At 62.3% G+C, this 13,529-nt stretch carries 9 protein-coding genes; 2 read left to right on the top strand and 7 right to left on the bottom strand.

Annotated elements, in window-relative coordinates; translation table 11 throughout:
• Positions 1 to 20: 20 nt before the first annotated feature.
• From G9U53_RS11715 to G9U53_RS11705, 3 genes are read right to left on the bottom strand one after another with little or no spacing between them, the layout of a single operon-like run.
• On the bottom strand, positions 21 to 842 hold the full coding sequence (locus G9U53_RS11715; RefSeq protein WP_037131235.1) for a Cof-type HAD-IIB family hydrolase: 822 nt from the start codon (positions 840 to 842) through the stop codon (positions 21 to 23).
• A 53-nt stretch (positions 843 to 895) separates the two neighbouring features.
• Positions 896 to 1,630, bottom strand: a complete 735-nt coding sequence (locus G9U53_RS11710) for a lysophospholipid acyltransferase family protein (RefSeq protein ID WP_058038054.1) — start codon at positions 1,628 to 1,630, stop codon at positions 896 to 898.
• Positions 1,631 to 1,633: 3 nt separating this feature from the next.
• Complete coding sequence (locus G9U53_RS11705) at positions 1,634 to 2,389, bottom strand: lysophospholipid acyltransferase family protein (RefSeq protein ID WP_003943903.1); 756 nt, start codon at positions 2,387 to 2,389, stop codon at positions 1,634 to 1,636.
• A gap of 93 nt (positions 2,390 to 2,482) precedes the next feature.
• On the opposite strand from G9U53_RS11705, the gene G9U53_RS11700 reads away from it, so the two are divergent.
• Positions 2,483 to 3,322 (top strand): hypothetical protein, encoded by an 840-nt coding sequence (locus G9U53_RS11700; protein WP_083057949.1) that lies wholly within the window; start codon positions 2,483 to 2,485, stop codon positions 3,320 to 3,322.
• Between the two features lie 10 nt (positions 3,323 to 3,332).
• Here the strand turns inward: G9U53_RS11700 and G9U53_RS11695 are convergent, their stop codons facing one another.
• The 4 genes from G9U53_RS11695 to G9U53_RS11680 all read right to left on the bottom strand — a co-directional run bounded on the left by G9U53_RS11695 (position 3,333) and on the right by G9U53_RS11680 (position 12,352).
• Positions 3,333 to 6,515 carry an Ig-like domain-containing protein gene (locus G9U53_RS11695; protein ID WP_165638711.1) on the bottom strand — a complete coding sequence of 1,061 codons (3,183 nt, stop codon included), beginning with the start codon at positions 6,513 to 6,515 and terminating at the stop codon, positions 3,333 to 3,335.
• 252 nt (positions 6,516 to 6,767) lie between these two features.
• A complete protein-coding gene (locus G9U53_RS11690; RefSeq protein WP_242692525.1) occupies positions 6,768 to 10,274 on the bottom strand; it encodes an Ig-like domain-containing protein in 3,507 nt (1,168 codons plus the stop codon).
• Positions 10,275 to 10,637: 363 nt separating this feature from the next.
• Positions 10,638 to 11,891, bottom strand: coding sequence for a serine--tRNA ligase (serS, locus tag G9U53_RS11685; RefSeq protein WP_007736032.1), 1,254 nt, complete (start codon positions 11,889 to 11,891; stop codon positions 10,638 to 10,640).
• Positions 11,892 to 11,956: 65 nt separating this feature from the next.
• Positions 11,957 to 12,352, bottom strand: coding sequence for an ankyrin repeat domain-containing protein (locus G9U53_RS11680; protein WP_003945404.1), 396 nt, complete (start codon positions 12,350 to 12,352; stop codon positions 11,957 to 11,959).
• An 82-nt stretch (positions 12,353 to 12,434) separates the two neighbouring features.
• On the opposite strand from G9U53_RS11680, the gene G9U53_RS11675 reads away from it, so the two are divergent.
• Positions 12,435 to 13,529: a septum formation family protein gene (locus G9U53_RS11675; RefSeq protein ID WP_165638709.1), complete on the top strand. Its 1,095-nt coding sequence runs from the start codon at positions 12,435 to 12,437 to the stop codon at positions 13,527 to 13,529.

Raw genomic sequence — 13,529 nt, 5'->3', positions numbered from 1 at the left:
TCCTCGGGCGCTGGTGGGTTCTACGACCACCAGCGCTCGAGGACTTTTGCGACCCCGTGCGCCGAATTGGTGTCGGTGACCTCGTCGGCTGCGGCTTTGGCTTCGGGGTGAGCGTTGCCCATGGCAACGCCGAGGCGTGCCATCCCCAGCATCGGGATGTCGTTGGGCATGTCCCCGAAGGCAACCAGACCCGACAGGTCGAAGCCGAACCTCTCCGCGGCGGCAACCAGGCCCGACGCCTTCGTGATTCCCGGCGCCGAGAGTTCGATCAGTCCGTTCTCGGTGGAGTACGTCATGTCGGCGAGCGCACCGACGTGCGGAGCGAGCGTGTCGTACATCGCCGTGCTGGTCATGCCTGGACGGCGAATCAGGAGTTTGACGGCCGGCGCCGCAAGCACTTCGTCCTCGGACATCTCGGTGTTGTCCGGGTTGAGCCAGGCATGTTCGTAGTCCGGTGAGCTGACGAACTGTGGGGTGGCGGCGTCATGTGCGCTCTCCCCCACTCGTTCCGCGGCCAAACCTGCGCCCGGGAGTGCAACCAGTGCCAGCTCGGAGAGTTCGGTGAGTGCGTCGACCGACAAGGTCGCGGCGCTGAGGACGCGGTCGGCGTAGCTGTCGTAGACAACGGCTCCATTGGCGCAGACGGCGAGTGGCGCGTATCCCAAGCCCTCGACGACGGGCGAAATCCATCGCGGAGGACGCCCGGTTGCCAGCAGGAACGGCGTGCCGGATTCGACGACGGCATGCACGGCGGCGCGGGTGCGGGCACTGACCAACTCGTCGTGATCGATGAGGGTGCCGTCGACATCGGTCGCAACCAAGGTTGGGCGGTCAGGGCTGATACGACGGTCTGGGCTCACACCGCCATTGTGCCTGCCCGGTACGACGGTCTCGCTCAGCGCGCCCGCTTCGCGCGTTCCTGTGCGTCCATGGCCGCAGCTTCCTCCGGCGTCGGTGCGCCACCGCCGAGTCGACGAGGCACCCAGTACGCCCCGGGCTCGTGCACGAACCCGTCCTGCACGTGGCGCAGGATTGCATCCATCTCGATGCGCAGAATCTCGCTCAACGCTTCGGCGGGCTCGACCGGATCGATCGGTGCACCCACCTCCACCGAGATCGGGAAATGATTGCGGCCCAGATTTTTCGGTCCGCCCTTGGTGACGATCCGCTGGGCGCCCCAGACGATCAGCGGAATTATCGGAACGCCGGCGTCGATGGCCATCCGAGCTGCTCCGGATTTCATTTCCTTGATCTCGAAGCTCCGGCTGATCGTCGCCTCCGGGTAGACGCCCACCAGTTCGCCCCGTTTCAGGGCGTCGACTCCGGCTCGATACGCCTGCGCTCCGGCAGAGCGATCGACTTCGATGACACCGCATCCACGCATGAGGAAGCCGAGGACCTTGTTGTCCGCCAACTCGGCCTTTGCCATCACCCTGAGCTTGCGTTTCGCGGTGCCGACCGCCAGGGCCGCCGGTATGAAATCGAGGTAGCTCGTGTGGTTGATCGCGATGACGGCACCGCCGGACACCGGGACGTGCTCCGTCCCGGTGCGGGTGACTTTCACGCCCTGGAAACCGCTCAGACCACGCGCGACTACCTCGACAGCGGTGTAAACGGGTTCGAAGGACATCGGTCAGCCTTCGGACTTCCGCGCCTCGCGAGCCTTGGCTTTCGCCTCGGCCTCATCGGCATCCATCTTGTCGGCCTGCTCGAGCGTCGGCGCGCTGCCACCGAGGCGAGCCGGCACCCAGTACTCGCCGGCGGGATGGTCGTAGTTCTTCTGCAGATCGAGCAGCAACTCCTGCATCGTCGACCGCAGCTTCGCCGTCAGCTCACTCGCCGGCTCGAAAGGTGCAATCGGCTCGCCGACGGCAATGGAGATGGGAGTGTTGGTGCGGCCCAAACGCTTCGGATAACCCTTCGTCCACACGCGCTGAGCGCCCCAGATGACGACGGGAACGATCGGGACGCCCGCCTCGATCGCCATCCGAGCGGCGCCGGACTTGAATTCCTTGATCTCGAAGCTCCGACTGATCGTGGCTTCGGGGTACACGCCCACCAATTCGCCGCGCTTCAGGAAATCTACGGCCGCCTTGTAGGAGTCGGCGCCCGCGCCGCGGTCGACCGGGATGTGCTTGAGGGCCCGCATGATCGGTCCGGAGATCTTGTTGTCGAAGACCTCTTTCTTGGCCATGAACCGGATGTAGCGCTTCGGGGTCCGTGCCGGCAGTCCCGCATACGTGAAGTCCATGTACCCGGTGTGGTTGATCGCGATCACGGCGCCACCGGACGCCGGGATGTTCTGCTCTCCCTTGACGGAGAACTTCAGGCCCTCGAAAGCGAAGACGGTACGGGCGATGCCGATGACTGTTCTGTAAACGGGATCCACAGTTCGCTAGCGTAGACGGGAATCCGTGATCTGACCCGCAGCAGTTCTGGGGTGGATGTTGGTCAGAATGTCGCAAAAGGGGCGTACGAACGAATGAAGTCGGCAGGACGAGCGGCAGTGGGGGCAGTCGCACTCGCCATGACGTTGGCGATAACCGCATGTGAGGACGACGGACGGACGGGAATCCTGACGGACGAACCGTCTCCGCCGACGACTGAAACCACGACGACAACCACTCTCGCACCCACGACGACAATTGCGCCCGCTGCGCCGGTCGCGCCACCTCCGGTTGGTGACGTGCCCGGCAATCCGGCTGCTGCGCCGGCCTTGGCAGCTTGGGCAACGGACCTGGTGTCCTTGGACGTGGACGCGCTCACGAACGCATGCTGGACGATGCCGCCCACAACGATCGCCGACCGATACTCGGATGTTCCCGCCATCTTGGCGGCCATCGCCGCACCAGGCGTCGACGGCCAGTACGCGGTCACCTGGAGCGGCGGCGGACTCTCCGTCGCCGCCAAGCGCTCGGAGATCGCTTCCGGCTATGCGTGCCCGTTCGTCTTCCCTGCGGGGCAATCAAACTTCTACACCGCGGCCGACGCTTCCCACGCCGTCGTCAGGTTTCTCTCACGCGCCACGGGACGGCCGGTCAATACCCGCGACGTCGAGACGTTCTATCCACTGATCTGCCCCGGCAACAGCCCGTGGGATCCGGACGGCACCGGCGCAACCGGCCAGCCGCCTCTCAAGCTCGATCCGAATCAGCTGGCCGGTATCAAGTCTTTCGACGCCGACGCTGCAACAGTCAGTCCGGTTCGCGGCGACTACGTCCGTGTCACCCTGCCCGTCAGCGACGGAACCGGTAACTCGCGCTCGATGCAGTTCACCCTGTCGATCGGCCCCGAGGGATATTGCCTCGGGGCCGCGACCTGAACTGCTTCGGTCAGGAACCGAAGGGAAGGAAATCGCTCGAGCCAGCGCTGCCTGAACCGAGGCTGCCCGTGCCACCACCGGTTGCAGCCTTGACCTGAATTGCGTGGGCCGCCGAGGTGGAGCCTGTGAATCCGGCTGCGCCACTGTAGATTGCCGAAATCGAATGCGCGCCAGTTGTGGTGAAGGTGTGGTTCAGCGCCGCGATCCCGTTGACCACTGCAACAGCGTCACCGATCGGAGTATCCCCATCCATGAACTGCACCGTTCCACCGTTCTGCACCGAACTGACAGTCGCCGACAGGGTCACCGACTTGTTCACCACGGCATCACCAGGCACCGTCACCACAGTCTCCGTGGTGACATCCGAAGGCGCAGGGTCCGTTACATTCACCGTCCGCGCCTGGGCCGAGGATCCGACTACACCGGCTCCTCCCGAATAGACCGCAGTGATGCTGTGCGCACCCGCAGAGGTAAACGAATGCGTCAGGCCCGCAGCGCCGGCCGTAACCGCTTCAGGACCGCCGATCGCGACGCCACCGTCGTAGAACTGCACGGTTCCGACGCCGACAGCATCATCCGACGACGTTCGGACGGTTGCCCACAAGTCGGTCGCCACACCAGTTTTGGCGTCGGTCGGAATATTCAGTTCGACGACGGAATCCTGGTCGGCAACACTGACCTGAACTGACTTCGCACTCGCAACCGAGTTCTTGAATCCGGCACCAGCCGTGAAATCCGCGGTAATGCTCTGCGCGCCAGCGGCATCGAAGGAATGCGAGAGCGTCGCGGTCCCACCGGAAACCGTTACCGGGGAACCGATCGCCGCACCGTTCGACTTGAACTGCACCGAACCCACAACGTTGTTCGGAGCCACGGTAGCGGTCAGATCTACCGCCGTACCCGTAACCGCCGTAGCCGGAACCGAGAGCGACGTCGTCGTCTCGACATCCACTGGAGCCGGATCAGAGACCGTCACCGTGTGAGCCGACGCCGACGAACTCACAAACCCTGCACCGGCAGTGAAGTCAGCCGTAACACTCTGAGCACCAGCAGTATCGAAGGAATGCGAGAGCGTCGCAACACCCGACGTGACTGCCACCGGAGTGCCGATCGCAGTGCCATTCGACTTGAACTGCACCGTACCGACAGCGCTGTTCGGAGCAACCGTCGCGGTCAGATCAACCGCCGCACCCGTGATCGCCGTAGCCGGAACCGACAACGACGTCGTCGTCACCACATCCACCGGAGCCGGATCCGACACCGTCACCGTCTGAGCGGGCGCCGACGAGCTGACAAACCCTGCGCCAGCAGTGAAGTCAGCCGTAACACTCTGAGCACCAGCAGTATCGAAGGAATGCGAGAGCGTCGCGGTGCCACCGGACACCGTCACCGGTGAACCGATCGCCGTGCCATTCGACTTGAACTGCACAGTGCCCACCGCATTGTTCGGAGCCACCGTCGCAGTCAGATCAACAGCCGTACCCGTGATGGCAGTCGCGGGAACCGACAACGACGTCGTCGTCTCCACATCGACCGGAGCCGGATCAGACACCGTCACCGTCTGAGCAGGCGCCGACGAACTCACAAACCCTGCACCAGCTGTGAAGTCAGCCGTAACACTCTGAGCACCAGCAGTATCGAACGTATGGCTCAATGTCGCAACACCGCCAGTCACCGTCACCGGTGAACCGATCGCAGTGCCATTCGACTTGAACTGCACCGAACCCACAGCGTTGTTCGGAGCAACCGTCGCCGTCAGATCAACAACCGTACCCGTGACCGCCGTAGCCGGAACTTGAAGCGTTGTAGTCGTACTCAGCGCTGAGCTCGAGATCTCGATGGTCTGAGCTTGCGCGGTCGAACCACCAAAACCTGCAGTACCTGAGTAGACCGCAGTGATCGAGTGTGATCCCGTCGTGGTGAACGTGTGATCCAGGGTCGCCGCTCCGCCAGTCACCGCGATCGGTCCGCCGATGTCGATGCCACCGTCCTTGAACTGGACCGTTCCGCCGTTAGCTGCCGGTGAGATGTTTGCGGTCAGCGCGACCGAGGTCTGCTCGACGGCACTACTCGGGACTGTCAACGACGCAGTCGTCTGTACATCGGCAGCGGCCACGCTCACTGTGCGTGCTGGTGACGTGGATGTCAGAAACTCGAGAACACCGTCGTATACAGCGGTGATGGAGTGATCGCCTGCCGCGGTGAATGTATGTGGCAGTGTGGCAACGCCATTGACGACGGCCACCGGGGCGCCGATGTCAGTTCCGCCATCCTTGAACTGAACGGTGCCGCCTGTCGGTGCCGGGGAGACCTGCGCAACCAAATTGGTCGACTGACCGACCGTTGCAGCCGCGCCGGATGTCACTGTGGTCGAGGTCGCCGCCTGCGAGACGACGTTGACGGTGGCCAATGTCTGACCACCCGCATTCAACCCACCACCACTCGAATCGCGCGGAGAGCAGTTGTAGCGCTCCCAGTACCCCGGCCAAAGGGTCTCGTACTGCAAGAACGTGAACGCATTCTTCGGCGAATTGAACGCACCCGAATCACCATCTGTGGCACGCAACTTCGGCTGCACCGTACTACCCGCGGCACCGGCAACCACCGTCACGTCGATCGCGGGCAACCGGAAGGTCTTCCCTGCCCCTGCCTCGATTCCACCGTCACTGTTCTTGCTCGTGCTCGGGCCGTTACCGCCCTTGTTGTTCGAGTCAGCAGTCTGATTGTTCCCCGAAATACGCAGATGCGTACCCGCGCCATCCGGCGAACCGCCGTCGTTGATCCGAATCACCGACGGAGTTACACCGGACAAATTCGACGAAGTACCTGCCACGACCTGAGCATCCACCAACGACACCCCTGCAGGTATATCGAAGTCGTACTTGAGCCGCGTCCATTTACCGACACTGCGGCCTGCATGCCCACCCGTCGGCACCGACATCACGTTCGGCTGAACCCGATAGGTGAACGTCGACCCCGCCACCACCTTCTCCGGTGCAGACACCGTCACACCCGTCGAATGAAACACATCCGCGATATCAACAGCCAGATGTTCATAACCATCGCAACCCAGCTTGAACCCGATCGAGTTCTCCACCGCGGGAGATGACGTCGGAGCTGCCGAAGCAACGCCACCTGCCACCAGCACGCCACCGACCAACGCCGCCACCACGACCGCGGAACTTCTTCTCACCAACACGAACTCTCCTCAGCTAGCAACAGACGTGGATCGGGAACCGCACGGAAGGAGGTCACTCGAACAGAGCGGAAATCGGAATGGAGCTGGACGCTCGTACAGTACCCGTCAAAAGTAGTACTTGTATCAGTTATTTCAGACAAATATTCACGAACTGCCAATAGTTCAGCTAACGACCGATCAGCGATTCCCGAAGAGCAATGCCCCCTTGCACCTATGGGCGCAAGGGGGCATCACATCATCGGAGAATCATGAACCGAACGGCAGCGACAGTGAACCGAGCGAACCGGAGCCACCACCCCCGTTACCGACGTTCACAACCGATGCAGTCGACGTGGAACCCGTGACGCCCTGGGCTCCGCTGTAGACCGCGGTGATCGAATGGTTGCCGGTCGTGGTGAAGGTGTGACTCAGCACGGCCTGCCCACCGACAACATCAACGGCAGTTCCGATCGGAGTCGTTCCGTCGAAGAACTGGACGGTTCCCGACGTCGCGCCGGAAGAACTGACCACAGCCTTCAGCTGCACCGCCGTGCCGACCTTTGCCGAGGACGGAGCCGTCAACGACGTAGAGCTTTCGACATCCGACGGGGTCGGAACCGTGACATTGACTTCGACAGACTCCGCAGTGGACGACGTGAACACACCGGATCCACTGAATACAGCCGAGACTGCAAAGGTGCCTTCTGCTCCGAAGACGTGCGGGAGCTTGGCAACTCCGTCAACAACCGCGACCGGGGCGCCCAGATCGACTCCACCGATCTTGAACTGGACCGTTCCGCCGGAAGGCACCAGGGCGTCCGAGGGATCTTCGGACACTGTCGCGAAGAGATCAACAGGCAGTCCGACCTTGGCTTCACCCTGAACACTCAGCACCGTCTTTGTCGCCTTGTCGACCGGAGCCGGATCCGACACCGTCACCGTCTGAGCAGGCGCCGACGAACTCACAAACCCAGCACCAGCGGTGAAGTCAGCGGTAACACTTTGTGCGCCAGCAGCATCGAACGTGTGGCTCAATGTCGCAACACCAGCAGCCACCGTGACCGGTGAACCAATGGCCGTGCCGTTCGACTTGAACTGCACCGTGCCGACAGCGTTGTTCGGAGCCACGGTCGCGGTCAGATCTACCGCCGTACCTGTGATCGCCGTAGCCGGAACCGAGAGCGACGTCGTGGTCTCGACATCGACCGGAGCCGGATCGGACACCGTCACCGTCTGAGCCGATGCCGACGAGCTGACGAACCCTCCACCAGCGGTGAAGTCAGCCGTAACGCTCTGCGCGCCAGCAGTATCGAACGCATGACTCAATGTCGCAACACCCGCGGAGACTGTCACCGGAGTGCCGATCGCCGCGCCGTTCGACTTGAATTGCACCGTACCCACAGCATTGTTCGGAGCCACCGTCGCGGTCAGATCAACCGCGCTGCCCGTGATCGCCGTAGCAGGAACCGACAACGACGTCGTCGTTTCCACATCCACCGGAGCAGGATCAGAGACCGTCACCGTCTGAGCCGACGCCGACGAGCTGACAAAGCCAGCACCGGCGGTGAAGTCAGCGGTAACACTTTGTGCACCAGCAGCATCGAACGCATGCGACAGCGTCGCAACACCGCCACTCACCGTGACCGGAGTGCCGATTGCAGTGCCGTTCGACTTGAACTGCACCGTACCGACAGCAGTATTCGGAGCAACCGTCGCCGTCAGATCAACCGCCGTACCCGTGATCGCCGTCGCCGGAACCGAGAGCGACGTCGTGGTCTCGACATCCACCGGAGCCGGATCAGAAACGGTCACCGTCTGAGCAGGCGCCGACGAACTCACAAAGCCAGCACCAGCGGTGAAGTCAGCCGTAACACTCTGCGCACCAGCAGCATCGAACGCATGCGACAGCGTCGCAACACCGCCACTCACCGTCACCGGCGAACCGATCGCAGCGCCGTTCGACTTGAACTGCACCGTACCGACAGCAGTATTCGGAACCACGGTAGCGGTCAGATCAACCGCCGTACCCGTGATCGCAGTCGCCGGAACCGAGAGCGCCGTCGTGGTCTCGACATCCACCGGAGCCGGATCAGAAACGGTCACCGTCTGAGCAGGCGCCGACGAACTCACAAAGCCAGCACCAGCAGTGAAGTCAGCCGTAACACTCTGAGCACCAGCAACATCGAACGCATGGCTCAATGTCGCAACACCACCAGTCACCGTGACCGGAGTGCCGATTGCAGTGCCGTTCGACTTGAACTGCACCGAACCGACAGCATTGTTCGGAGCAACCGTCGCCGTCAGATCAACCGCCGTACCCGTAACCGCCGTCGGGGGAACCGAGAGTGACGTCGTGGTCTCGACATCCACCGGAGCCGGATCAGAAACGGTCACCGTCTGAGCAGGCGCCGAGGAACTCACAAAGCCAGCACCAGCGGTGAAGTCAGCCGTAACACTCTGCGCACCAGCAACATCGAACGCATGGCTCAATGTCGCAACACCACCAGTCACCGTGACCGGAGTGCCGATTGCAGTGCCGTTCGACTTGAACTGCACCGTACCGACAGCAGTATTCGGAACCACGGTAGCGGTCAGATCAACCGCCGTACCCGTGATTGCCGTCGCCGGAACCGAGAGCGACGTCGTGGTCTCGACATCCACCGGAGCCGGATCAGAAACGGTCACCGTCTGAGCAGGCGCCGACGAACTCACAAAGCCAGCACCAGCAGTGAAATCAGCCGTAACACTCTGAGCACCAGCAACATCGAACGCATGGCTCAATGTCGCAACACCACCAGTCACCGTGACCGGAGTGCCGATTGCAGTGCCGTTCGACTTGAACTGCACCGTACCGACAGCATTGTTCGGAGCAACCGTCGCCGTCAGATCAACCGCCGTACCCGTGATCGCCGTCGCCGGAACCGAGAGTGACGTCGTGGTCTCGACATCCACCGGAGCCGAAGCAATGCTGATCGTCGCGAGTGGACCTGCACCAGCGTTGAGAGGCGCGGTGTCCTTGTTCTCGCGAGGCGAGCACCGGGTCGGAGCCCACTGTGTACCAAGGAAACTCGCCTTTGCGAGCTGAGTGCTGAAGTTTTCGCTGGCACCGAGGTTGCCGGCCGCACCCGCGGTCCTCACCTTCGGCTGGATCACTCCCGTCGCACCAGCGACCATTGTTACGTCGACTGCGGGAAGTCGGAACCACGTGTCTCCGTTGCCGTTTGTCGAGCCATCGAGGTTCTTCTTGGACTTCGGTACTCGAATTCCACCCTCCGAGTTCGTGCTCGTCGTCGGACTGTTGCCGATCACCTGGTTGTTTCCTGACAACCGCAGGATCCCGCCGCTGCCGTCGACATTGCCAGAATCGTTGACTCTGAGAACATTCGGTGCGACATTGTCGAGTCCGATGGAGGTACCTGCGACGACGGTAGCGGAAACGTACGTCGCATTGCTCGGGATGGCATAGTCGATTTTCAGACGTGACAAGTTCGTAGTAGTCGCTCCGGAGTCCTTGTCCGGATATGACGTTCCGCTCGGCTGAATTCGGTAGGTGAAAGTCTCGCCGGGCTGGACAGAAGCCGGGGCGTCGACCGTGATGAGGTTGTCGGTGACCTTGTGGACGTCTCCGATAATCGATCCGGCAACGCACGCTGTTTTGAAACCGGTGGTCGAGATAGCAGCTGACGCGGGCGTGCCGACCAGCAGCATTCCGGCGACCATGGCGGTTCCGGTTATGGGCACGGCGAATCGCCGCAACTGAGAGATTTGGGGCATGGGCACTTCCTTCGGAAGGGCAAACATGAGCAGTGGATTCGGACAAAACGTGTGCGCGCCGTCACAACATAACGAAAAAACTAGTACGTGTACTACTTTTGGCAAGACACTTGTCCAATTCACCCCGGACTCACCCTCGTATCACCAGACGCGAGATGGAAAAGCAGGGTATGGAAACTCGATTGAACGCAAAACTATCGCCAAAGCGGCCCATCGACAACGCTTTTGGTGGTCACCGCGCCAATCGGCGGGAAAAATTTGATATTTCGTCAGTTCAGAAAAAGTTCCAAACCTACCAGTACGAAAGTACGAAAAGGGCCGCGACGGAGTCCGTCGCGGCCCTGATTGTGTTGGTTCAGCGTGTCAGCGAAGCACATCCGTGCCGACAAACGGCACCAATGCCTCGGGCACTCGCACCGAGCCGTCGGCCTGCTGATGGTTCTCGAGAATCGACACGATCCAGCGCGTCGTAGCCAAGGTGCCGTTGAGAGTGGCGGCCGTCTGCGGCTTGCCGTTCTCGTCGCGGTACCGAACTCCGAGGCGGCGGGCCTGGAACGTCGTGCAGTTGGACGTCGATGTCAGCTCGCGGTAAGTGCCCTGCGTCGGGACCCATGCCTCGCAGTCGAACTTACGCGCAGCCGAAGAACCGAGGTCTCCGCCGGCGACGTCGATCACGCGGTACGGAACGTCGATGGCTGCCAACATGTCTCGCTCCCACCCTAGGAGACGCTGGTGTTCGGCGTCGGCGTCCTCGGGACGGCAGTACGTGAACATCTCGACCTTGTCGAACTGATGGACACGGATGATGCCGCGGGTGTCCTTGCCGTAGCTTCCGGCCTCGCGGCGGAAGCACGAGGACCAACCGGCGTAGCGCTTCGGGCCTTCGTTCAGTTCGAGGATCTCGCCCGAGTGGTAGCCGGCCATGGGTACCTCGGAAGTTCCGACGAGGTACAGGTCGTCATCCTGCAAGTGGTAGATCTCGTCCGAGTGAGCACCGAGGAAGCCGGTACCGGCCATGATTTCCGGGCGTACGAGCACCGGCGGAATCATCATCGTGAATCCGTTGGCGATCGCCTTCTGCGCAGCCAACTGCAGCAGTCCGAGCTGGAGCATGGCCCCGTAGCCGGTCATGAAGTAGAAGCGCGAACCCGAAACCTTGGCGCCGCGTTCCATGTCGATCAGGCCGAGCGACTCGCCCAGCTCGAGGTGATCCTTCGGCTCGAAGTCGAACTTCGGAATCTCACCGACGTGTTCGAGAACGATGTAATCGTCCTCGCCGCCCGCCGGCGCACCTTCTTGTACGACGTTGGAAATCGCGCGGTGTGCGGCGTCGAGCGCGGCCTGCGCCTCGTGCTGCGCGGCCTCGGCTTCCTTGACCTTTGCCGCCAGTTCCTTGGAACCTTCGAGCAGTGCGGGACGCTCCTCCGGAGATGCCTGTCCGACCTTCTTGCCGAAGGCCTTCTGCTCTGCACGGAGGTTGTCTCCGGTCAGAACGGCAGCGCGTCGGGACGCGTCGGCTTCGAGCAGAGCGTCGACCAGTCCTGGATCTTCTCCACGGGTGCGCTGCGACTCGCGGACGATTTCGGGGTTCTCACGGAGAAACTTGAGGTCAATCACGACTTCGAACTTTACCCACTCACTGCAGCTCTCCGACGGTCACGTCCACGTCGGAGAGGGAGAGATCACGATTCGAGCAGACTCAGGTAGTCCTCGCGTCCGAACATCCGAGCCGCGTCGACCGCCGTCGGGTGTCCACCTTTCGGGTCGGCTCCCCCGCTCACCAGCGCTTTCACCACCGCATCCTCGCCCTTGAAGACCGCCCCGGCAAGGGGCGTCTGGTTCTTGTCGTTGGGCCGGTTGACGTCGGCGCCGCGCTCGATCAGGGCAACGACGGCGTCAGCGTGACCGTGGTACGCCGCCAACATGACGAGCGTGTCGCCACTCTCGTTGGTCAGATTGACGGGAACTCCGGCATCGACGTACGACGCCAGCCCGGCTGCATCACCGGTTCGTGCCATGTCGAAGAGCCGGCCCGCCAGCTCGACAGCCTCGGGATCGAGTGGGGTGTTTTCGCTCATGACTACAAAATACTCACAGACGCGATTGTGAGTTTTGTGGTGAAGGTTCGATATCGCCACGGCAACAGGCATGATGGAATCGATGTCCGAAGACAAGATCGAGAAGTCGCCAGATCCGGCAGATCCCCAGGGGGCGCCGGCGAAGAAAACTGTCTCCGCGAGTCGCACCCGTCGGGTCCTGGCCGCCGTCGCGGTGGGTGCGGTGGTCGCCGCGATCGCAACGATCGCGATTTCCGGTGGATTGAACAAGGACGACTCGTCCTCGGTCAGTGTCAGTGGCGGCGGTCCAGCAGCGACGGGATCTACTCGCGACGACGCCTTCACCGCGGCTGCGGCCGGCGACTGCCTCAACTGGACGCCTGCGACCGAGTCGGGCGGGGACCGCACGGACATGTCGAAGGTTCAGTGCGGAACTGAACACCGCTTCGAGGTTGCCGGACCACTCGACCTCTCGGTGTTCCCCGGCGCCGAGTTCGGCCCCGGTTCCCGGTACCCGGGCGCCCTTCGATTCGCCGAACTCCGCGACGAGCACTGCACACCCATCGTCATGTCCTACCTCGGTTCGAAATTCGATCCCAAGGGCAAGTTCAGCGTCGGCCTGATGTTCCCGAGCGAATCCGGTTGGGCCTCGGGCGAGCGCGCACTGCGTTGCGGCTTGCAGTTCTCGACGACGACCGGCGAACTTCAACCGTTCGCGGGCCGCGTGGCGGATCAGGACCAGTCGAACGTGTGGGACGTCGGCACGTGCATCGGCATCAACCAGAACCTCCCGACCGATCCGGTCGACTGTGCGAAACCGCATGCATACGAAGTTATTTCGGTGATCGACCTCGGCACTCAGTTCCCCGGCGCGATGCCGTCGGTGGAAGATCAGGACCGCTATCTCGAAGGCGTCTGTACTCAGGCATCCAACGAGTACCTGGGTTCCGCAGACGCACTTCGCGACAAGACGCTGACGCTGTTCTGGGACAACATTTCACTGGAAAGCTGGTTGGCCGGTAGCCGCCGAGTCAATTGTTCGATCGGCAAAGAGGTCGAAACCGGCGGGTTTGCCGCGATCACCGGAAGCGCCAAGGGCGAGATCCTGATCAACGGTGCCGCTCCGGTTCCGCCACCCGCTGCACCGGAAGGTCGGTCGTTGCCGACGCCGTTGCCCGGCGCAGCTCCGCCGTCGTAA

This window comes from Rhodococcus sp. D-46 (assembly GCF_011290655.1).
Classification (GTDB): Bacteria; Actinomycetota; Actinomycetes; order Mycobacteriales; family Mycobacteriaceae; genus Rhodococcus_F; species Rhodococcus_F qingshengii.
The sequence above is the reverse complement of the archived record's forward strand: the minus strand, read 5'-3'. Positions and strand labels throughout refer to the sequence as shown.